The organism is Chromobacterium sp. HL1 (assembly GCF_057418835.1).
Genome location: NZ_CP162399.1, coordinates 1,340,126 through 1,360,293, shown reverse-complemented (window position 1 = coordinate 1,360,293; position 20,168 = coordinate 1,340,126). Strand labels below are relative to the sequence as shown.

Below are 20,168 nucleotides of genomic sequence, written 5' to 3'. Positions count from 1 at the left end.
CCCCTATGCGCAATGTGCCGCGGCGTCGCGGCCGGCCAAGGCGCGGAACTGGTCCGCCCTCAGCGCCAGCGGCCGCCACAAAGCCTGTCCCAGCGCGGTCAGCGCCCGCGCCCGGGCCAGAGATTCTTCCATCTGGGCGCGCCAGTCTTCCAGCTCCGACACATTGCGCGCCAGCTCGCTGTGCACCGCGACGCCGGCCATGATCAGCCGGTAGTAGAAAATCAGCACGTTGACGAAGGCGTGGTGGGCCTTGAGGATGCCCAGCGTCGGCCGCTGCGCGCCGCGCGCCGGGGAATGGAAGGTTTCGCCCAGCGAGGGATCGCTCAGCGCGCCCATGGCGGCGAGCTGGTGCAGATAATCGTGGCTGACCTCATGCACCAGGGTTTCGGCGCAGCGCAAGGGGTCCGGATGGATGGTCATGTACAGCGCGCCGTTGAGCATGGAATAGCTTTCGCTGTTGAACTTGCCCGGTTCCAGCCGCAGCGGGGACACCACGCGCAGCAGACGGGCGATCCAGCGGTGGTAGGCCGGGGAATAACAGGCGATCAGCGTCATCGCCCGGTTCAAGGTGGCGGCGCAGCCCGGGCCGGCCGGGACGACCTCCGGGTCCGGGTTCAGCAGGCTGCGCGGCAAGGGCCGCAGCACGATGTCCGGCCCCGCCTCGCCCAGGGCGACGGCCGGCAGTTTGCGCGCCGGTCCCGTCACGCTGCGCCAGCTCTCGCCCTCGCGCTCGAAAGCGCAGCCGCGCTGCGTGTGCGCGGCGGTGTCCAGCCGGATTTCCAGCCTTTGCGCGTCGCCGCTGACGCGGTAGGCGACGGCACCCGGCAGCGCGTAGCCGGCGAAGCCCAGCGCCAGCGGCCGGGACAGCCGCAGGTGGAATTCGCGGCCGGGCCGGTGCGCGGTCCAGTGCAGCGCGCATTGCAGGGCGCGCGACAGCAACAGGTCCGGCTGGCGGGCCTCTTCGTCTCGCAGCGCTTGCAGATTGCAAAACGGATGCGCGGCCAGCTCGGTCAGCCGCGCGGTCTCGGCCGCGTCGGCGTCGCCCGCGGACAGCATGGCGGCGGCCATCTCCGACAAGGCCGGGGCGATGCCGGGCGCGTGGCGCTGCAGCAAGGGCCGCCAATGCTCGAGAAAGGCGTTCAACTGCCGGCCGCGCAGCTGCCGCGTCCAGCCGGCGTGCCAGTCCTCGTCGAAGGCTTCGAAGGGGCTGGAATAAGCGCGGGCGATTTCAGGGGTCATCGCGCGATCTCCTCGATCGGGCTCGCCGCCGGCTTCAGCAGCGGCCGCAATGGCAACTGCAAGGCGTCCAGGAAGCGCCGCCCTGCCGGGCTCAGACTGCGCGCCCGCTCCAGTTCCGCGGCCATGCGCGGCAGCCAATCGCGCAAGTCCGCCATGTGATGACGCCAGTCGGCGTCCGCCAAGCGGCCGTTGCGGCGCAAGGCGTCGAAAAACAGCGCCACATTGCCGAAGGCGTGGTAGGCCAGCAGCAGCATGAGGGCCGGACGCCGACAGCGCTTGACCGGGGAGTACAGCCATTCTTCCGCCCCGCGCTCGCTCAAGGGGAACAACCGGTCCAGCAAGTGGAAGTGCTGATGGCTGGCTTCGTGAACCAGGGTTTCCGCCATGTCCAGCGGCGAGGCGAACAGCGTCATCGACACCAGCCCCGGATAGTGCAGGCTGCTCCAGCTGGACACCAGGCCGCCGCTTTGCCTCAGCGGCCGGACCTGGCGCACCAGGCGGCGCACCCAGGGGCCGTAGGCCGGCGCGCCCTGCTCGATCAAGGCCAGCCCGGCGGCCAGCGCCCGGCCGGCCGCCGCGTCCGGCTCGCCGGCGGCCTGCTCGCGATCGTCCGGGGTGCGCACCGGATAGGCGGCCAGAACGGGGCTTCTGCCCGCCCCGCCCCATGGCGCCGCCGCGGCGCTCAGCGCCAGCCGCGAACCGTCCGCGCCGGCGGCCTTCAGCGTCAGCGTCCGCCCGTCCGCGACGACGCTGAGCGCGCGGACGTCGGCGATCCGATCCGGCAGCGCCAGGGTGCGCGGCGGGCTCCAGCGCGCGCGCCATTCGCCGGCGACCCCGCTCAGGTGGGCGTGCCAGGCGATTTCCAAGGCGCAGGCCAACAGAAAGCCGGCGCGAGGCTGGCGCTCGGCCTGGGCCAGCGCGCCCAGCGCCGGGTGCCAGAGCCGTTCGAAATCCGGCTCCGCTTCTGCCAGCTCGCGCAGCGCCCGCGCCGCGCCGCCGGGCAAGGCGATGGCCGGCGCGACGCGCTCGAGGAAAACGCTCAGGCTTTGCCGCCAGGCCCGGGCCGCGCAGCTTTCCAGCAGCGCCAGCCCGTCCGGATCGCCCGGGCAGGCGGCGCTGGCGGCGAGATCGTCAAACGGGGTGGACATCGTCGCTGCCCGCGGTGAAGTCGAAGGTTTCCAGCCCGCTCACGGCAAAATCGCCGGCAGCCAGCCCGCCGGGCCGGCGGCTCACCCGCTCGGCGCCGCCCAGCGCGGCGCGGAAGGCGGCGGAGCCGCCCAGCAGCCGCAAGCCGCCGTCCGCCAGCGGCTGGCCGTAAACCAGCCCCAGCCGCGGATGGCGCAGCACCAGGCTGCGCAGATGGCGCGCCGTCGCCAGGCCGAAACCAGGGTCGAGCCGGCACAGCGCCTCCCAATGGCGCATCGCCTGATCGCGGCTGGCCGCGCAGTCGGCGCGGCAGGGGAAGTGGCTGAGCAGATGCCAGCCGAACACGTCCAGCATGGTGTTGGTCCAGTAGGGCTGCGCGCCGCCGTCGCCGGCGAAAGCCGGCTCCAGGCGGGCGTGATGATGATCGCGATGCGCCAGATAGGCTTGCACGCAGCAATCCGGATAGCCCAGCAGGCGGCCGGCGATGACGTCGTTGTCGGTGAAACGCGCGGCCAGCTCCGCCAGTTCGCCGTCGCGGGCGGCGAAGACGAAGGCGCGCGCGTCCGGCGCGGCCGTCTCGTCGCTGGCCACGGCGGACACCACGTAGTCGTCGGCGTCCGCCACCGCCGGCCGCAAGGCCCGCTCCCAGCGCCGGGCGTGCAAGCCCAGCCGCCGCAGCGCGCCGATCACCGACTCCGCCTCGCGGTAGGCGCAGGACACCCGCGCCAGCGGCTTGGCGCCGGCCAGGGTCAGCGCCAGGTCCACCCGCGCCGCCTGGGTCAGCTGCGGCAAGGCGGCGCGCAAGCGTTCGGGCGAGGCGGACACCCTTATTGAAACGCCACCAGATGCCAGCGTTCCGTGGGCAGTCTCGCCACTTCGCGCCCGTTCCGCGCGCTGAGCACGCATAAGTCCTCCTCCTGCCATGCAATGCAATCGCCCTGATCCAGCCGGGCCTCCGGCAGACGGTCGCTGGAACGCAGCGGCCGCCAGCCCTGATAAAACACCGCGTCGCCCACGGCGCCGCCGTAGAGCTGGGCGCCGAAATTGCCGTAACGCCGCGCCTCCGGCGGCTCTTCCTCGTCGCGCAGCAGCAGCGGCAGCGGCAGCAGGCGCTCCAGTTGCGCGGCGAAGGCCGGGGCGGCGTCGCGCAGGACCTCCAGCAGCGCCGCGGCGTAGTCGACGCTGGCGCGGCAGCCCAAGTGGCAGGGAAAGTGGGAAATCAGGTAGTACGGCGAACCGCGCCCCACTTCCATCTCGGTCAGGAAGACATTGAGCCGCCAGTCGCGCCCGCCCGGAGTGCGCGCCACCCGCAGCAGATCCGTCATCGGCGCGGCGCCGAAGTATTCGTTGGCGGCGATGCAGCAGGCCGGGTAGCCCAGCGCCCGCCCCAGCGCCACATTGTCTTGCCGCCGCTGGGCGTCCAGCCCCCGCTCCAGGGCCTCCGCGTCCAGCGCGTAATAGACGCGCGCGTCGTTGCGGCTGAAGGCGGCGCGTTCCTCCGCGGTGGCGTGGCGGTAGCCCCAGTCGTCCGGCGGCGGCACGTATCGGCCGTGGCGCAGGCCGCAGGCGTCCAGCAGCGCGCACAGCCGCGCGGCGCTGTCGCGGCCGGCGGTGAAGCGCGCCAGCGGCTTGAGGCCGGCCAGCACCGCCAGCGCCTCCACCGCGATACGGGCGCCTTCACCGCCGGCTTGCAGTTCGCCGGCGATCCGGTCCCGGGCGCTCATTGGGTGCTCATCCGGATGATGGTCAGCGCCTGGTCGATGCGCTGCGGCCGTTCGCGCATCAGCTTCACCACGAAGTCGAACAGATGCCGGGTGCGCTGACAGCAGGAGCTGGTCAAGGGCTGCGGGTCCAGCGAGTGGGTCTCGCCCTTGCTGACGATGGGGGACACGCCGCAATAAGGCCGGTAGGCGCACACCTGGCAGGCGTCGTGCTCGCGCAGCGAGTAGGACACCAGCTGGCGCGCCTTGTCGGAGGTGACCGCGTCGGCGTAGCTGTCGGTGTGCACATTGCCGATGCGGAAATCGGCGTGGCCGCGGCCTTCGTCGCAGCCGTAGACATTGCCCAGATGATCGTAGGCCAGATTGCCCAAGACCATGCCGCTGGGGTTGCGGAAGTCCACGTATTTGACGTCGCGGTTGTTGAACAGCTTTTCCAGCGCCAGCGAAAAATAGCGTTCTTCCAGCAGGATGCCCTGGTCCCACAGCGAAAAGATGTAGTCCAGCGCGTCGCGCCAGGCGTCGAAGAACTCGTCCATCCCCATGCCCACGCTGTCCCACTTCCCCTTGGCGAAACCCATTTTCTGCACCGGGGAGAAGAAGATGGAGGACTGTCCTTCCGCCACCGCGAAATCGACGTATTCACGCAGCTTGTGCAGATTGTTGCGCCCCACCACGATCAGCGAGGGCACGTCCAGGCCGCGTTCGCGCATGCGGGCGCGGTTGCGGCGGATATCGTCCCAATGGCCGCGGCCTTCCCAATCCACGCGCAGCGACGGGTGTTCGGCGGCGTCGAACTCGATGGAGGTGGTGATGTTGATGCGACTAGCCGCCAGATAGTCCAGCACCTCGTCCGGCAGTTCCACGCCGTTGCTGACGATGGAGAAGGACAAGGCGCGCTTGTGCGCCAGGTTCTTGATCATCGCGTAGGCGTGCAGATAGCGCACCGCGCCGAAGTTGAGCGTGGCTTCGCCGCCCTGGAATTCGAAATGGATGCGCGAGGACGGCGATTGGTAGGCGAAGTCGACGATGGCGCGGGCGGTGGCTTCGTCCAGGTCGTAGCGGGCCGGGTCCGAGCTGTCGCGCACCACGGCGGCGTGGCAGTAGGCGCAGCGCAGATTGCAGCGCCGCGTCATGCCGATGATGTGCAAGGCGGTGCCGGGAAAATAATTGGCGGACCAGTCTTCATAGGCCCGCATCACGCTGCCGGCGTTGCGCGCGGTGAGGATCAGGCCGCGCTCTTCCAGCAGATCGTGCAGCGCCGCGGGCAGGGCGATGCTGCGCAGCGCGCGGTACTCCTCCCGGCTCAACAGCGCCCAGCTGCCCTGGTCGCTGGACAGGAACACGCCGTCGCCCACGTCCCGGGCGCGGTAATTGGGCTTCCAGCGGTCGCGCAGCCGGAAATCGGCGAAGATGTCCTCCATGCCGGCCCGGTCCGGCTGGGCGGGCGCGGCGCGCGGCGCGCGCGCTTCAATCGGGCGGATCGGGGTGACGACGTGGTTCATGGCGGGCCTCGCAAACGGGTGGCGGGTTCAGGCGATCAGATAAAGTTGCGGATGCTGGCGCGAGAAACTGGCGATGACGCCCAGCGAGGACAGGTCCTGGTGATCGAACAGCACGCGCAAGAAGGGCTTGTCGCGCCGCGGCTGATAACGCTCCAGCGCGGCGACGCGCACCTCGTCTATCAATTCCGCCGGGATCTCGGCCAGGGGCCGCACCCAGTCCCGGCCGTGGCGGATCAGCGCGCCGCGCTCGGCGCCCGGACAGGCGTCGGCCAGCCGGCAGGCGCGGCAGGCGCGGGTTTTCTCGTACCAGGGATGGGTGTCCACCGCCGGATCGGAATCCCGGATCAAGAGATCGAGGAAATCCGGTATCAGACAGGGCGCCAGTTTCTCCAGCGTCACCGGCACGCCCAGCGCGCGGAACAGCGGCACGATGGTGCGCAGCCGTTCGCGCACCAGCGCCGGATCGGCGATGGAGTCGATGAATTTGCCGGTGCGCACGGTGCCGCTGAACTTGAGGCGCGACGAGCCGGCCTCCACCGCGGTCACGCCGGTGGCGAGCAGGTGTTCCACGTTTTCCGCCAGGATCACGATATTGGTCTGGATGTCGAAGCCCAGTTCGCTGAGGCGGCGGATGCCTTGCAGGGTTTGCCGGAACGCGCCCTCCCGCACGCCGTTGAGCTTGTCGTGCAATTCCGCGCTGTGGCCCATCAGGCTGGTGCGCACCTCCAGCCGGCCGTCGGCCATGGCCGCCAGCCGCTCCGCCGACGGGCGGTGGGAGAACAGCCGTACATTGGAGGCCAGGCTGACGCGGCGGCCGGTTTTCAAGGCCTCGCGCAGCACCTCCCAGAACACCGGGTCTATGGTGGGTTCGCCGCCGAAGATGTCCACCTCCTCGTCCGGCGCCGCCTGGTCCAGCTCGGCCACGATCTCCGCCAGCGGCCGGAAGGCGCGCTGGGCGATCTCGTCGTCCACGATGCAGAAGAAGCACTTATTGTTGCAGGAAGCCGTCAGCCGGATGATCATCGCCGTCGCCCCACGAAGAGGCCCGCAAGCGGGCCGCCAGGAAATCCGTCCCGACGCGGCTGGCCGCGCCGGGGTCCGCTCCGCCGCGCGGGCTATTTGACGCCGCGTTTCAAGGCCGCCTTGATCTGGGGGTTGTTTTCAATTTCCTTGAGCACCAGCGGGTCCTTGAGCGCGTCGCGCACCGCCGCCGGGTTCAGCGTGGTGGACACCGCCGGATTGGTGACCAGATCGCCCGGGGAAAACACGCTGGCCGCCTTGTCGTGGATATGGCCGTCGTTGTCGTGGATATTGCTGCGGTCGCTCCAGTCGCGGCTATGCCCGGCCGCCACCACCGAGCCGGCCAGCAAATCGCCGGACACCCGGGTCAGGTGGTCGAACTGGGCGCGCAAGCGCGCGACGTCGATCTTTTTCAATTCGGCGACCGTTGCGCTGTTGGCGCCGGCATCCTTCGCCGCGGCGATGGGGTCCGACAAGAACTTGACGCGGAAATCGTTATCGCTCACCGCGCGCATCAGCAGTTTGTTCACTTCCGGTTGGGCCATGGTGTCCTCCTGGCTTGAGCTCTGTGACCGAGGCCTGCTTGGCGGCGCCCTCGTCTGGATGGAGCGGAAAGCGGCGGCGCGTGCTGCGACTGGAGGCACTATGCGGTCCGCGCTCCCAATCGGCTTCTTGCCGGCAAAGGGCTATTGCCGCTGAGCCGCAAAGCGGCCGCCGCGCCCCAGGGGAATCTCCGCACCCACCCAAATGCCTCGCCCATCCGCCTCGTCATCCAGCCGGCCTGCGTGTCACTGGAATGAAAAAGCGCCGACGGTTTTCGTCAGCGCTTTAACTATATTCATGCGTTTTTAGTATATCTGTACGTTAAATTACCTAAAACGAACTTTTATCGATGGCGCGCTCCGGCCGCTCTCTTCCGTCCAGCAGCCGCCAGCCGTCCTCGTCCGCCGTCAGCCAGCCGTCCAGATCCAGCGCGTCCAGAAAAGCGTCGTCGTGCGACACCACCAGCAGGCCGCCGCGGTAAGCGCGCAACATCGCCTCCAACGCTTGCAGCGACGGCAGATCCAGATGATTGCTGGGCTCGTCCAGCAGCAGCAGCGTCGGCGGCGGATCGGCGTAGAGCGCGCAGGCCAGCGCCGCCTTCAGCCGTTCCCCGCCGCTGAGCCGGCCGCAGGGCCGGGTCGCCCGCTCGGCGTCCAGGCCCAATTGGGCCAGCAACATGCGCAGCCGGCTTTCCCCCGCCGCGGGATTGGCCGCCAGCAATTGCTCGATCGCGCCGCGCCCGGGGTCCAGTCCGTCCAGATCCTGAGCCAGATAGGCGCAGGCGGCCGGCGCCCGCGCCTGTCCGGCGAGCGGACGCAATCGTCCGGCCAACACCTTGAGCAAGGTGGACTTGCCGCAGCCGTTGGCCCCGACGACGCCAATGCGGCGCCCGCCGCCCAGGCTGAGGTGAATCCGGCGCGTGGCCTCGGGCGCGAACGGCAGCGCCACCTCGTCCAGCGCGACGGCGACGCGCGGCAGCGCCGGCCCCTGCGGCAAGGCGTGCACGACAACCGCCGCGTCGTCCTCCGCCCGGCGGGCGGCCTCGCGCACCGCCTGGTCCAGCGCTTCCCGCACCGCGGCCTGTTGCCGCCGCAGCTTGCCGGCGCTGTCCTCGCTGCGCTGCTGCTGTCGGTCCAACAGGATGCGGGCCTGGTTGGCCTCGCGGCCGCGCCGTTCGCCGCGGGCCTGCCGCCGCTCTTGCCGCTCCTGCTGTTCGCGCAGCGCCCGCTGGCCGCGCAAGCGCTCCTGTTTGCGCTGCTCCAGCGTTTGCAGCGCTCTCGCCTGTTCCCGCTCCTTGTGTTCGGCGTAAAAATCGTAAGCGCCGCCGTAGCCGGCCAGGCCCTGCGGCGACAGTTCAACGATGCGCTCCATGTCGGCCAGCAAGCGGCGGTCGTGGCTGATCACCAGCAGGCCGCGCGGCCAGAGGGATAGTTGTTCGATCAGCGCTTGCCGCTGGCTCCGGTCCAGATGATTGCTGGGTTCGTCCAGGATCAGGAAGTCGGCGTCGGACAGTATGGCCCCGCACAGCGCCGCTCGCGCGGCTTCGCCGCCGCTGAGCGCGTCGGCCGGCGTTTCCGGGCGCAGATGGCCCAGGCCGAAACGCCGCCATTCCCGCTCCAAGCGTTGGCGCAGATCCCAGCGCTCGGCCAGCCGTTCGAAATCCCGCGCGTCGACGCTGCCGGCTTCGATGCGCGCCAGCGCGTCCAGCGCGCCTTGCAGTCCGGCAAGGCCGGCGGCGGTGTCGCCCCGGAGCGCGCCGGCCCGCTGCGCCAGATAATGCGTCGTCCCCCCGCGCAGACAGCGGCCGGCGCTGGGCCGCAGCTCTCCGGCCAACAAACGCGCCAGCACGGTCTTGCCCACGCCGTTGCGGCCCACCAGGCCGATGCGCTGAGCGTGAAACGCCATATTGAGATGACTGAACAGAATCCTGCCGTCGGGCAGTTGATAGGACACATCGTCCAAAGTGAGATGGATAGGCGTCATGAAGCTTTCCAAAGGATGCCGAACATTCCCCTGCGCGCAGGGGGCGGAGAACGTGGCCGTCCAGGAGGACGGCGGCATCAATGGCGCATCGGACGAAGACCTCGGGAAAGAATGGGGCCGCGCAAGGGGCTGGCGCGGCGGCAAACCGTCATGGTAGCGCGCGCCGGGCCGCGCGCCAAGCGGGACAGGCCTGCCTGTCCCGCTCCCTGAAACGCTTCCTCCTCCCGTCTGATGGTCCCGCCGGCGCGCGGCAGACCAAAAACAGGTTCTCAGACCAGCTTAGCCAACATCATGTCCGCGGTCTGCAAAGCCCCCTCCACCCAGCCCTGGGCGTCGGAATAGGCCTCGCCGCACACGTATAGCGGCTGGCCGTCCAGCGGCTGGATGATCTGCCGTTTCACTTCCCAGCTTTTCACCCCGATGTTCCAGCTGTTCCAACCGCCGCCGTACGGGTCGTCGCCCCAGTCGCGGAAGGCGGCGTTGCGCACTTTGGGCGTGTAGGACAGGCTGTGCATCACCGTCAGTTGGCGGGTGACTTCCTCGGTCATCCTCCGCGGAGCCTTGTAGCGGTGCCAGCTCAGCTCCTTGGCGCGCACCTGGTCGTCCGCGCCGATGAAGGGATCGGCCAGCTCGGCCACCTCCAGCCCCTTCTTCCAGGCGCTGTGACGGCGGCCGCGCAGACCGTCCCAAAAGCCGGTGTTGTCGCCGTCGTCGTAGCTGGCCAGCAACATGGCGTGGCCGTGCAAGGCGGGCAGGCCGTTGCTGCGCGGCCAGTAATAGGTCTGGCGCACCGGCAAATCGGTGACGGAGCGGCCGGATTTGACCGGCACGTAGTCGCCGTCCGCCGTGCTGTAACCCGTATTCAGCCACCAGGGGCTGTTGTAGGTGGTGAACAGTTTGAACAGCGGCCGCGGCGTGACGCTGGCGGCCAGTTGCTGGAAGCGCGCGGCCTCCTGCAGCCAGGGGCTGGTGGCGGACAAGAGCTCCAGCGCGCGGCGCGGCATCGCCAGAATCAGCGTTTTGGCGGATATCGTCCGGCCCTGGGCCTGGAACTGGAAGCCCGACTCGCTGCGCGTCACGCCGCTGACCGGGGCCTCCAGCCGCACCTCGCCGCCGGCCTGTTCGAACAATTGCGCCAACACCAGCGGCACTTGCTGAAAGCCGTTGCAAAAGCCCATGTACTGGGCCGATACGCCGAAGTCCGACAGAAACCAGGGAATGGCGTCGGCGGCGTTCCAGTTGCACAAGGTGGTGTCGTAGCCGCCGGTGTCTTCGGCGTATTGATAGGCTTCGCCGGTGATCACGCGGAACAACACGTTCCAGAAGCCTTGCTGGTATAGCGGCACGCCGCCGAAGCTGGCGTTCTGCGCCATCTGCCGGCGCTCTTCCTCGGTCAGCGATTTATTGGTGATGCCGGGCACGATCTGCTCGATGGCGTCGATGATGACGGCGCCGCCGGTCTGGCCGCGGTCCAGGAAATTGAGCCGGTACGGCACTTTGTCCGGCTGGGTGGTGAAGTCTTGCAGCCGCAGATAGACGCCGCGCAGATAGGCGATGTTTTGCGGCTCGTCCACCGGAAAGCGGTAAAGCTCGATCTGTTCCGGCGCCGGCAACAGCGTATTCAATTCCTGAATCAGGTCGTAAATCAGCGGCTGCACCTCCGGCAGGATGCGCATGCCGCCCAGTTCCGCCACCATGTCCGGAATGTCCGGCGGCCGCACCGACAGCAGACGTCCGCCGATGTGGTCGCTGGCCTCGAACACCGCGATCTTGCTCTGGGGATAGTGTTGTTGCAGCCGCCAGGCGCTGTACACGCCGGACACGCCGCCGCCGACAATGGCAATGTCTATGTTTTCGCTAGCCATGTTTGCTCGTCCTCGCTATGTGGAGCCGGGATCAGAAAATCACCGGCACATTGGCCGGCTGGCCGTTGTCCGTATTGCGCTGGCCGTCCCCGTCCGGGACGTGGAAGCAATCCAGCCTCGGCTGATGGCGGTAGCGGGCGTTGGCCTGCTGCGGCGTGGGCGGCGGCTGATCCAGGCCCACGGTCTGCATGTCCAGCACATAGGCGCGGCCGGCCAGCGCGTGGTCCAGCCCGCGCCGCACCGCCGCGCGCACCGCCTCGGGATGGACCACCACCTCGCCCTCCATGCCGCCGAAAGCCTGGGCCAAGGCGACGAAGTCCGGTTTGGGCCGGTGGATGCGCAGGTATTCCGGGTCCTGGGTGCGCGCCTGCCAGCCGTAGCCCGGCGCGTCGCCGTACATCGCCTCCACTTGTTGCAGGCCCATTTGCAGGGTGTGGTATTCGTGGTTGTTGGTGATGATGTAGAGCACCCCCAGCTGGCGATGCTGAGCGGTCCACCAGGTTTGCGGATAGAACAAGGAGGAGCCGTCGCCGGTCGCCGCCACCACGAAACGGGTGTCTATGCCCTGGCAGCCTTGCGCTTCCAGCTTGATGCCCAGGGTGGCGGGCATGGACCAGCCCAAGGAGCCGCCGCCGACGCAGTAGTAGCTGATGGGCGCCGCGGCCTCTTCGGTGAAGGGCAGCAGGTACTGGAACGGCGCTGGGTCCGACACCGCCTCATGCACGTAGACGAACTGCTTTTCCAGCCGGCGTTCGCTGATTTCCAGACGCAGCGCGTCGGCGATCACCACCGCCCAGATTTCCTGCTGTTGCATCGCCTCGCGCAGATAGACGTCCCATTGCAAGCGCCGCGCTTCGGCTTTTTGCCGCAACAGCTCATTGCGCTGCCGCGCGGCCGCCGACGGCTGCTCGCCGATCTCCCGGTTCAGCAGCGGCAAGGTGGCCTTGATGTCGCCGAACAGCGCGCATTCGCCGTAGTAGTTCTTGCCGATGTCCCAGCTGTTGTTGCTCAGATACACCTGGCGCACCGAGGGCGGGATCAAGGGCCCGTCGCTGTACTTGAACACCGTGACCTGAGCCTGGTTGCTGAAGCCGCATAAAAAGGCGACGTCGTGGCCGGCGAACACTTGCTGCAGATCTTTTTGCCCGCCGGGCAGTTCGCCCTGCCAGTGGTAATCGCCATTGGGGAAGTTGGCCAGGCTGCTGAAGGTTTGCAGCGACACCGGCGCGCCGATCAACTCCGCCAGCGCCTGCAATTCCGGCCAGGCCTCCGCGTAGCCGGCGGCGTCGCCCACCACGATCAATGGGTTGACCGCCTCGCGCAGCATGACGGCCGCCTGACGGATGGCGTCGGCGTCGGCGATGAAATGCGGGGAGATCCGGGTAATGCCCGGCAGGCGGTCGCCGTCGCCGATGCGCCGCATGGTGAACTCCCAGGGAATGGCGACGAACACCGGCCCGTTGGGCGGCGCCATCGCCTCCTTGAAGGCGCGCTGCAACACCATCGGCAATTCTTGCTCGGTGCGCACCTCATGCGCCCACTTGGTGTATTGCCGCGCCAGGTCCACCAGATTGGAGGCCAGCAGCGGCTCCTGCGTGACCAGCTCGTTCTGCTGCTGGCAACACAGAATCACCAGCGGCGCCTGCGAGCGCCAGGCGTTGAACAGATTGCCGATGCCGTGGGCGATGCCCGGGGTGACGTGCACCACCACCACGCCGGGCTTGCCCGTCATCCGCGCCGAGCCCATGGCCGCGCCCATGGCGATGTTCTCGTGCAGGCACTCGATGTACTCCACCTGGTTTTCCGGGTAGGACGTGCCGTCGATGATGGGAATCTCATTGGTGCCGGGCACGCCGAAAATGCGATGGATGCCCAATTGGCTCAATGCGTCGAACACATAGTCCCGGGCCCAGCGCTGCCGGCTGTTTTGCTGTTGGCTATTCATTCCGTCCCGCCTCTCTCCATAAGTTTTCGTTCTTATGTGAGTGGTAATCCAGGCGGAGGGAAATTCAATCCGGATAATTTCTGTGTCGAAAACGCCAATGCGGACGGACGCTGCGCCGCGCCGCGCGCCCGCTTCCGGCCAACAAGGCTTGAGCCGGCGCGGCGAGAGGCGCCGCCACGCGCCCAACCCCGTCCAAAAGGACAGCAATATCCTGTATGGCCAGCCGCCGGCATTGACTTTGCATGCCCGCCAAATTAAGGGCTTCCCGCGTCAAGCCCTGACGGGCTAAGGGTTTCTACTAGGCGCATCGGCTGCGGATGCGCTTCGTTTGCTTGTGCTAACATGGAGCGTTCCTGTCGCATCGGCCAGGCTCCAAGCACGCCGCCTTTCAGGGAGGCGCCCACCGCCTGCCCTGCCCCAAGTCATGCGCAATGGATAGAGCCGCCGGCCATGGCGGCGCCAAAATGATAAATAAGCATCCGAGACTGCCAACACAATGAACAAGACCAATACCGTTGACCATCTGCCGGTCTCACAACGCATCCGCAGCCGCCTGCAGCAAGCCGGCGTCCGTTTCCACGCCAACGACAATATCGCCGCCCACATCGAAGACGGCGAGTTGGACCTGCTGCAATCCGAGGTTCAGGAGAAACTGAAAGCCGTGCTGGAAAGCCTGGTCATCGACACCGAGCACGACCACAACACCCAGGACACCGCCAAGCGCGTGGCCAAGATGTTCATCAAGGAAGTCTTCCGCGGCCGCTATGTGCAGATGCCGGCCAGCACCGAGTTTCCCAATGTGGAGAAGCTCAACGAGTTGATGATCGTGGGTCCGATCACGGTGCGCAGCGCCTGCTCCCACCATCTGTGCCCCATCATCGGCCGCGTCTGGGTGGGGGTGATGCCCAACGAACATTCCAATCTGATCGGCCTGTCCAAGTACGCGCGGCTGATAGACTGGGTGATGACCCGCCCGCAAATCCAGGAAGAGGCGGTGTCCCAGATCGCGGACCTGCTGATGAAGAAGCTGCAGCCGGACGGCCTGGCCATCGTGATGGAGGCCGACCACTTCTGCATGCACTGGCGCGGGGTCAAGGACAGCAATAGCAAGATGACCAATAGCGTGATGCGCGGCTCCTTCCTCAGCGACGCCAATCTGCGCCGCGAATTCCTGTCCCTGATGCATAAATAAAGAGCCCGTTCGCCGTCTCTCGGGCAAGCTCGGGACAAGGTCTTGAACAGGTTTTAAGGTCAGCGGCAAGACGGCGCGCAGCGACTAAGATGAAACGAGGCCGCGCCGGTCTGGCGCGGCTTCTTCGCATCCAAGGGGCACATCATGCTGGTACGCCTGACCTACTGCAGCCGCGCGCACAAATCCATAGACAGCGATCTGGTGGACGACATCATGATCGCCGCGCGCAAATACAATCCGGCCCAGGGCATCACCGGGGTGCTGTGCTACAGCAAGGACGTATTCGTGCAATCGCTGGAAGGCGGCCGCGCCGAGGTCAATCTGCTGTACCAGAAACTGGCCCATGATCCGCGCCATCAATGTCTGACGCTGCTGGACTACCAGGAAATGGAGCAACGCCGCTTCGCCAACTGGAGCATGGCGGAAGTGATGATGGAAAAACTCAACGCCTCGCTGCTGCTGCGCTATTCCGCCCAGGCGCGCCTGGACCCGTTCAGCCTGCCCGGCGCCAGCACCGCCCTATTGCTGGAGGCGCTGGCCGAGGCCGGCAGCACCCAGATCCGCCACTGAGAACCTATTCACGATCTTTTGTCTGTGCTTTGAAACACGGTTTGCTGCACAGGAGGCCGCGTATCCGACGCGCCCCGGGTCCCTTCAAGCCTGCCGTCGGGTGGCAGGTCCGAGGTCTTAAGCGGCTGCCTGTTCGAGCAGCGCGACGGTAGCGCGCTGCGAGTTCAGCCGCGCCTCGGACCTGACGGGAACCGGCGGGAAGCCGTAGGCCTGGCTTGCAGGGTGGCCTTTAGGGGTGTCTACGTGCGAATCTTTGATTCGCTCAGTGATAGGGATATTTGGCCAAGCAAATATCTCCTCCCTGCTCGCCGGGCAGCCCCGGCAATGAAAATCACCATCCGCGCAGCGGATTCCATGTCTTGGAGCCATCTCTCGGAAAGATCGTGAACAGGTTCTAAGCAGCGGTTTACGCTCTGCTCCGCTTCGCTAAACCGCTCCCGCCGCCTGCGCGCGCAAGCCGGCGCTCGACTCCTGCAACACATAGGCGACGGCGATGCACAGCAGCGACAAGCCAGCGAGCGCCAGCCAGAATTGGCCGGCATGGCCGTAATTCGCCATCCAGCGGTAAACCGCGACGCCCATGCCCCCGCCCAGCGACTCCCCCAGCGCGGTGCTGATGGACAGCACGCTGTAAGCGACCGCCCGGCTCTCCTTGCCGATCAAGGACAGCAGCAGCACGTCCATGCTGGGCGCGAACATCATCTCGGCGAAGGTGAACAGCAGCACAAAGGCCAGCGCGCCGATATAGCCCGGAAGCATGAAGGGCATGATGAAGGCCAGCGCGAAGGTGGCGTAGGAGGAACGGACAATGCCCAGCGGCTTGCCGCCGCTCCAGCGGTGAGCCAGATGGGTGACCAAGAGCTGAAGCCCGATCACCAGCAAGGCGTTCAGGGTGTACAGCCAGCCCAGCTTGCCCGGCTGGGCCAGCGTTTCCGAGACATAGAGCGCGAGCACGTTGAACAGCTGGCCGTACAGCAGCCAGCAAAAGAAATTGATCAGCAGGAAGGGGGGAATGCCGGGCACGTAGAGCAACTTCCAATAAGCCAGAAACGACGGCGCGCCGCCGCCGGGGCGCTTCATGCCCAGCTTGCCGAAGTTCAGGAAGGTCACCACCCCGGCCACGCAGTAGGAGACGGCGATGCCGATCAACACCAGCTGGTACTGCCCCTTGGCCGCCAGGTACAGAGCCAGCGGCGCCGCCGCCGCCGCCGCGATATTGATGCCGATATAGGTGATGGAGAACAGCTTGGCGCGGTTGTCCATCATATCGCTGGTCGCCGCGGCCAGCTGCTTGCTCGCCAGCGCGTTGATGGAAATGCCGGTGCCGGACAGGGCCAGCGCACAGGCGGTCAAATAAAAATCCTTGGCCGAATACAATAGCAAGAAACCGACCGCGGCCATGACGCAGCCTATCAGCACGGACTTCGTCGCCGCCATCCGGTCCAGCCACGGCGCCAGCGGTATCTTCGCCGCCTTGGTCGTCAAGGTGAACAGGATGACCAGCATGGCGATCCGTTCGGCGCTGAACCCGGCCTTGTTGAGCGTGACCACCAGGGTGGAGACCAGGCCGTAGTAGCCGAGATAGGTCATGATGTAATGCGCGGTGATGTACAACACGCTGCGCCGGACCGGATGCGAGTTCATGCTTGCCTGTCTTTATTCGAGTTGTCCAAGAAACGGTTCAAAGTCCACCCTGCTCCGCGCTCAGCGGCTCCCACTCCACCCGCACCGCGTCGCGCGCGGCCTCCGCGTTGGAGACGGCCCGCTCTATCGAGTCGCCCACGCACAGCGCGTAGCCCTGGCGGGAATTGGACGATTTAAGCGTCTCGCAGCGCAGGCCGGCGTGCAGCTGGCACTCCACCCGGATCACGCCCTGGGCGCTTTTCGCCTGCTCGACGCCGCTCACGTCCAGAATGCGGGCGTTTTCGTAGGAGAAGAAGCGGATGGCGGCGGCCTTGGCCGCCGGCTTGCGTTCGGGCCGCGGCAGATCGGTGAGCGCCGCGATGGTCTCGCCGGTGAGGTTGACGCCGCTGACCAGCTCGCACATTTCCCAGATTTGATCGCCGCCTATCCGGGTTTGCGATTCTATGATCCTGGGCCCGGACGGCGTCAGGCGGATCTCGGTGTGCGCGGGCCCGGTTTTCTGGCCGATGACGTCCAGAAAACGGCTGACCAAGGCCTTGACCGCCGCCTGCTGCGCCTCGTCCAGCCGCGCCGGCACCTGGTGGCCCAGCTCGATGAAGCGCGGCAGCGCCGTGACCTCTTTCTCGGTGATCATCGCGATCTCATGCCGGCCGTTGATGGACAGCGATTCCACGCTGTACTCCGGGCCGTGCAGAAACTCCTCCGCCAGAAGCGGCCCGTCCATCACCGCGCGGGAGCCGTTCCAGCGCGCCTCCAGATGCGCGTCCTCATCCACGAAGAACACGCCCTCGCTCAGGCCGCCGGCATACGGCTTCAGCACCATGGCCTCGCCGTTGAGCGAGCGGAAAAAGCTTCTCGCGTCGTCCAGGCTTTGACAGACCTGGTATCGCACCGGGCTCAGGCCGTGGCGGCCCAGCAGCTCCCGCATCTTGATCTTGTCGCGCGTGTTCAGCACCGCTTCCAGATTGTCGCCGGCGACGCCGAGCTCGATCGCGCATTGCGACGCCGGATGCAGGCCGTATTCGGTGAAGGACACCACCGCGTCGAACGGGTCCTTGGCGTGCCAGGCGCGCGCCAGCAGCAAGACCTCCTCCATGTCTTCGTAATCCATCACCGCGTAGCGCACCGCCGCGCCGTACTGGCGCTCATTGACGCGCTCAGGGATCTGCATCATCGAATAGCGGGCGCCCAATTGCTCCAGCCTGTCCAGCGTGTGGTTCAATCCCCCGACAACCAATACATGCGCTTGCTTCATTTATTTTCTCCTGATGAGGTGTCCCGCACCGCGGGGCGAAAGCCGGATCATGGGCGCAGTTTCGACAAATCGATGCCCATGCGCTTGGCCCAGACCCGGTTGCGCATCATCACCACATTGAACAGTTCGGGATGGGTGAGCTTGACCTCTTCCGGATTGAGGGCGAGCGCCAGCAGCTCCGCCATCCGTTGCCGGATATGGGTTTGCAGATTGGCCTGGTCCAGGCACTTCCGGCCCAGGCCGATGGAGTTGCTCAGCAATTTGATGCGGTGGAACCACAGCGCCGGCAGATAGAGCACGTCGCCGGGCTTCAGCGTGCATTGCATCAGCTGGGCGGCGGGATCGTCGGCCAGCGCTTGCAGATCGGCGCCCCCCGTCTCCGTTTCCGGCAACATCGCCTGCGGCCCCAAGACGGTCCAGTGTTTTTCCCCCACCAGCTGCACATGCATGACGTCGATGGTGTAGGAGTCCTGATGCAGCCGGGTGACGCCGCCGCGCTGGCCCAGCCAGAGCTGGTGATTGGTGGAAATCACCTCGCCGTACAGATCGCGGCGGAAATCGTATTGGGCGATGTCCAGTTCCGGCATGTCCGCGGCCAGCTCGGGGCAGGAGGCCTGGTAATACCATTCCTGCAGATAGATGGGCGTCGCCTCCGGCCCCTCGTTGCGCATCAGCATGTCGACGAACTCGGCGAAGCTGGCCTGGGCGGAACGCTGGCTGCTATAGCTGTTGACCACCACCGGCGTCGCGCCGCAGCGCTTGGCCAGATGCTCGAAACTCCAATGGCGCACCGCCGGCCAGTCGGCGGCGTAGCCTTCCAGAATCACCGGCCGCTGCTGGTGGCGGTATTCGCGGTCGAACGCCTCCTTGCTCAAGCCCCGGCGGCGCTCGATGCCCGGCGCCCGGCGCAGGGCCTCGGCGACGGGGCCGCTGGAGAACGCGTTTTCAACGATCTCCAGGCTGGCGACATCGCGCCGCTTCAGGATATTCGCTTCGATCAGAACGGGAGCGTGTTGCATGGATTCCTCCAATAGACTTAGAGCCGCTAACAAAACCTCGCAGAGAACCTGAGCCAAGGCGCGCCGACGCGGACAGTACAAGTCGTACGACAAGGAGGCGCAACGCGGGATCAGGGGTTTTGTTAGTGGGTCTTATTGGCGGGCGCGCGCCCGCAGAATGGTGTCCCTTATCGTCGTCAGCACTTGCGGCCGCAAAGCGTCCTGATGCGGCAGCCAGCGATGGATGAAATGCTCGCAGTCGTCCAGCCAGACCACCTTCTTGCTGCGGGCGTTCATGGCCGCGGCCAGATAACCGTCCAGCGTCTCGGCCGGCACCACCGCGTCCTTGCCGGCGCCGATGATCAGCAAGTCGCCGCTGAATTCGCGCAGGCCGGCATAGGCCGGGGAGTCCGGATAGGGGCCGGGACGGGCCAGGCCGCCGTCGAAACGGGATTCGGCGGCGTCGGCCGGATAGCTTGCAGGGCAGAACAGCACCAGGCAGGCGGGCTTCAACACCGGCGCGACCCAGGCGGCGAGATGGCCGCCCATGCTGGTGCCGATCAGGGTCAGCGGCTCGCGCTTGTCCAGGTGTTCCGCGGCGGCCAGCGTTTCCTCGTAACGACGCCGCAGGCAGGCCTCTTCCAGCGCCCCGCTGCTGTCGCCGTTGCCGGAGAATTCGAAGCACACCGAGCCCAGGCCGTGCCCGGCCAGGTGGTCCAGCACATAGCGTATGGTGTGCCGGTTCGCGGTCTGGCCCAGCCCGTGCAGGGTGAGGACGCTGCTTGCCGCGCCGGCGTCCGGCTGCACGCGGGTGGCGGCCAGCCAGTGCTCGCCGGCGCTAAAGACGAAGTCTTCGGTTTTCATCTGCGGGCTCGCGGACATGTCGGGGGCGTCCATCTTGATGCCGGCCCGGCCGCTCAACGGCTTGCCGCGGCGGCCAGCGCCGGGAAGCGTTCGGCGCGGACCCGCTCCCATTCCTGGCGCAGCACGCTGTAATAGATCACATCGCGGCGACGGCCGCCGGGCATGAAGTTGAAGCTGCGCAGCACGCCTTCCTCCGTTGCGCCGATGCCGGCCAGGCCCGCGCGCGCGCCGGCGTTCAGCACATCGGTCTTGAACTCCACGCGCTCGCATTCCAGCGCTTCGAACGCGTGCTTGAGCAGTTCGAACTTGACCGCGCGGTTGATGCCGGTGCGCCGCGCGTCCCGGCACAGCCAGGACCAGCCTATCTCCAGGCGGCGCTCGCCCTCGGCGAGATTGCCGTAAGCGGTGCTGCCGACGATGCGCTCCGTTTGGCGGTCGATGATGGCGAACACGATACGGCTGCCGTTGAGCGTGTCCTGTATCGCCTGCTCGACGAAGCGGCCCAGATCGTCCGGCGTCTGGATGCGGGCGACGAAGTACTCCCAGATGGCGGGCTCGAACACGATGCGCTCGAACGCCGCGTAATCGCCGATCTGAATCCGGCGCAAGCGCACGCGTTCGTTTTCCAGGGTGAGGTCCTTCAAATTACGCCAAGTCATGTATCGCTCCTTGCATAGGTTT

At 66.9% G+C, this 20,168-nt stretch carries 17 protein-coding genes; 2 read left to right on the top strand and 15 right to left on the bottom strand.

The window, feature by feature from the left end:
• Positions 1 to 3 precede the first annotated feature (3 nt).
• The 10 genes from AB1Z25_RS06360 to AB1Z25_RS06315 all read right to left on the bottom strand — a co-directional run bounded on the left by AB1Z25_RS06360 (position 4) and on the right by AB1Z25_RS06315 (position 12,964).
• Entirely contained in the window at positions 4 to 1,239 is a 1,236-nt protein-coding gene (locus tag AB1Z25_RS06360) for an aKG-HExxH-type peptide beta-hydroxylase (protein WP_486636835.1), read from the bottom strand.
• Positions 1,236 to 2,387: an aKG-HExxH-type peptide beta-hydroxylase gene (locus tag AB1Z25_RS06355; protein ID WP_474456029.1), complete on the bottom strand. Its 1,152-nt coding sequence runs from the start codon at positions 2,385 to 2,387 to the stop codon at positions 1,236 to 1,238. The genes AB1Z25_RS06360 and AB1Z25_RS06355 overlap by 4 nt, the downstream gene beginning before the upstream one ends.
• A complete protein-coding gene (locus AB1Z25_RS06350; RefSeq protein ID WP_486636834.1) occupies positions 2,371 to 3,210 on the bottom strand; it encodes a hypothetical protein in 840 nt (279 codons plus the stop codon). Before AB1Z25_RS06350 ends, AB1Z25_RS06355 begins: the two co-directional genes overlap by 17 nt.
• Before the next feature lie 2 nt (positions 3,211 to 3,212).
• Positions 3,213 to 4,109 (bottom strand): hypothetical protein, encoded by an 897-nt coding sequence (locus tag AB1Z25_RS06345; RefSeq protein ID WP_107798576.1) that lies wholly within the window; start codon positions 4,107 to 4,109, stop codon positions 3,213 to 3,215.
• Positions 4,106 to 5,608: a radical SAM/SPASM domain-containing protein gene (locus tag AB1Z25_RS06340; RefSeq protein WP_227107527.1), complete on the bottom strand. Its 1,503-nt coding sequence runs from the start codon at positions 5,606 to 5,608 to the stop codon at positions 4,106 to 4,108. Before AB1Z25_RS06340 ends, AB1Z25_RS06345 begins: the two co-directional genes overlap by 4 nt.
• Before the next feature lie 27 nt (positions 5,609 to 5,635).
• Positions 5,636 to 6,631, bottom strand: coding sequence for a radical SAM protein (locus AB1Z25_RS06335; protein WP_227107525.1), 996 nt, complete (start codon positions 6,629 to 6,631; stop codon positions 5,636 to 5,638).
• Positions 6,632 to 6,723: 92 nt separating this feature from the next.
• Positions 6,724 to 7,173: a hypothetical protein gene (locus AB1Z25_RS06330; protein WP_107798579.1), complete on the bottom strand. Its 450-nt coding sequence runs from the start codon at positions 7,171 to 7,173 to the stop codon at positions 6,724 to 6,726.
• Between the two features lie 328 nt (positions 7,174 to 7,501).
• Positions 7,502 to 9,154: an ATP-binding cassette domain-containing protein gene (locus tag AB1Z25_RS06325; protein ID WP_486636833.1), complete on the bottom strand. Its 1,653-nt coding sequence runs from the start codon at positions 9,152 to 9,154 to the stop codon at positions 7,502 to 7,504.
• A gap of 269 nt (positions 9,155 to 9,423) precedes the next feature.
• Positions 9,424 to 11,019, bottom strand: a complete 1,596-nt coding sequence (locus AB1Z25_RS06320; protein WP_235089498.1) for a flavin monoamine oxidase family protein — start codon at positions 11,017 to 11,019, stop codon at positions 9,424 to 9,426.
• Positions 11,020 to 11,050: 31 nt separating this feature from the next.
• Positions 11,051 to 12,964: a thiamine pyrophosphate-binding protein gene (locus AB1Z25_RS06315; protein WP_486636832.1), complete on the bottom strand. Its 1,914-nt coding sequence runs from the start codon at positions 12,962 to 12,964 to the stop codon at positions 11,051 to 11,053.
• Between the two features lie 496 nt (positions 12,965 to 13,460).
• On the opposite strand from AB1Z25_RS06315, the gene folE reads away from it, so the two are divergent.
• Together folE and AB1Z25_RS06305 are read left to right on the top strand one after the other, a co-directional pair.
• Positions 13,461 to 14,156 carry a GTP cyclohydrolase I gene (gene folE / locus AB1Z25_RS06310; RefSeq protein ID WP_227107517.1) on the top strand — a complete coding sequence of 232 codons (696 nt, stop codon included), beginning with the start codon at positions 13,461 to 13,463 and terminating at the stop codon, positions 14,154 to 14,156.
• 144 nt (positions 14,157 to 14,300) lie between these two features.
• Positions 14,301 to 14,726, top strand: a complete 426-nt coding sequence (locus AB1Z25_RS06305) for a BLUF domain-containing protein (RefSeq protein ID WP_107798585.1) — start codon at positions 14,301 to 14,303, stop codon at positions 14,724 to 14,726.
• A gap of 426 nt (positions 14,727 to 15,152) precedes the next feature.
• Here AB1Z25_RS06305 and AB1Z25_RS06300 read toward each other — a convergent pair whose 3' ends face one another.
• The 5 genes from AB1Z25_RS06300 to AB1Z25_RS06280 form a co-directional block, all read right to left on the bottom strand.
• Positions 15,153 to 16,370, bottom strand: coding sequence for an MFS transporter (locus AB1Z25_RS06300; protein ID WP_486636831.1), 1,218 nt, complete (start codon positions 16,368 to 16,370; stop codon positions 15,153 to 15,155).
• 37 nt (positions 16,371 to 16,407) lie between these two features.
• Entirely contained in the window at positions 16,408 to 17,625 is a 1,218-nt protein-coding gene (locus AB1Z25_RS06295) for an ATP-grasp domain-containing protein (RefSeq protein WP_486636830.1), read from the bottom strand.
• Positions 17,626 to 17,672: 47 nt separating this feature from the next.
• Entirely contained in the window at positions 17,673 to 18,644 is a 972-nt protein-coding gene (locus AB1Z25_RS06290; protein ID WP_107800102.1) for a cupin-like domain-containing protein, read from the bottom strand.
• A 132-nt stretch (positions 18,645 to 18,776) separates the two neighbouring features.
• The gene (locus AB1Z25_RS06285; RefSeq protein ID WP_486636829.1) at positions 18,777 to 19,505 is read right to left on the bottom strand and encodes an alpha/beta hydrolase; all 729 of its coding nucleotides are present in this window, start codon (positions 19,503 to 19,505) and stop codon (positions 18,777 to 18,779) included.
• Positions 19,506 to 19,540: 35 nt separating this feature from the next.
• Positions 19,541 to 20,146 carry a GNAT family N-acetyltransferase gene (locus tag AB1Z25_RS06280; protein WP_486636828.1) on the bottom strand — a complete coding sequence of 202 codons (606 nt, stop codon included), beginning with the start codon at positions 20,144 to 20,146 and terminating at the stop codon, positions 19,541 to 19,543.
• Between the last annotated feature and the right edge of the window lie 22 nt (positions 20,147 to 20,168).

Coding starts and splice junctions, on each gene's coding strand:
- AB1Z25_RS06300 (WP_486636831.1), bottom strand. CDS start 16,370: ATGAACTCGCATCCGGTCCGGCGCAGCGTGTTGTACATCACCGCGCAT.
- AB1Z25_RS06355 (WP_474456029.1), bottom strand. CDS start 2,387: ATGTCCACCCCGTTTGACGATCTCGCCGCCAGCGCCGCCTGCCCGGGC.
- AB1Z25_RS06290 (WP_107800102.1), bottom strand. CDS start 18,644: ATGCAACACGCTCCCGTTCTGATCGAAGCGAATATCCTGAAGCGGCGC.
- AB1Z25_RS06335 (WP_227107525.1), bottom strand. CDS start 6,631: ATGATCATCCGGCTGACGGCTTCCTGCAACAATAAGTGCTTCTTCTGC.
- AB1Z25_RS06305 (WP_107798585.1), top strand. CDS start 14,301: ATGCTGGTACGCCTGACCTACTGCAGCCGCGCGCACAAATCCATAGAC.
- AB1Z25_RS06360 (WP_486636835.1), bottom strand. CDS start 1,239: ATGACCCCTGAAATCGCCCGCGCTTATTCCAGCCCCTTCGAAGCCTTC.
- AB1Z25_RS06285 (WP_486636829.1), bottom strand. CDS start 19,505: ATGTCCGCGAGCCCGCAGATGAAAACCGAAGACTTCGTCTTTAGCGCC.
- AB1Z25_RS06315 (WP_486636832.1), bottom strand. CDS start 12,964: ATGAATAGCCAACAGCAAAACAGCCGGCAGCGCTGGGCCCGGGACTAT.
- folE (WP_227107517.1), top strand. CDS start 13,461: ATGAACAAGACCAATACCGTTGACCATCTGCCGGTCTCACAACGCATC.
- AB1Z25_RS06340 (WP_227107527.1), bottom strand. CDS start 5,608: ATGAACCACGTCGTCACCCCGATCCGCCCGATTGAAGCGCGCGCGCCG.
- AB1Z25_RS06330 (WP_107798579.1), bottom strand. CDS start 7,173: ATGGCCCAACCGGAAGTGAACAAACTGCTGATGCGCGCGGTGAGCGAT.
- AB1Z25_RS06345 (WP_107798576.1), bottom strand. CDS start 4,109: ATGAGCGCCCGGGACCGGATCGCCGGCGAACTGCAAGCCGGCGGTGAA.
- AB1Z25_RS06280 (WP_486636828.1), bottom strand. CDS start 20,146: ATGACTTGGCGTAATTTGAAGGACCTCACCCTGGAAAACGAACGCGTG.
- AB1Z25_RS06295 (WP_486636830.1), bottom strand. CDS start 17,625: ATGAAGCAAGCGCATGTATTGGTTGTCGGGGGATTGAACCACACGCTG.
- AB1Z25_RS06325 (WP_486636833.1), bottom strand. CDS start 9,154: ATGACGCCTATCCATCTCACTTTGGACGATGTGTCCTATCAACTGCCC.
- AB1Z25_RS06320 (WP_235089498.1), bottom strand. CDS start 11,019: ATGGCTAGCGAAAACATAGACATTGCCATTGTCGGCGGCGGCGTGTCC.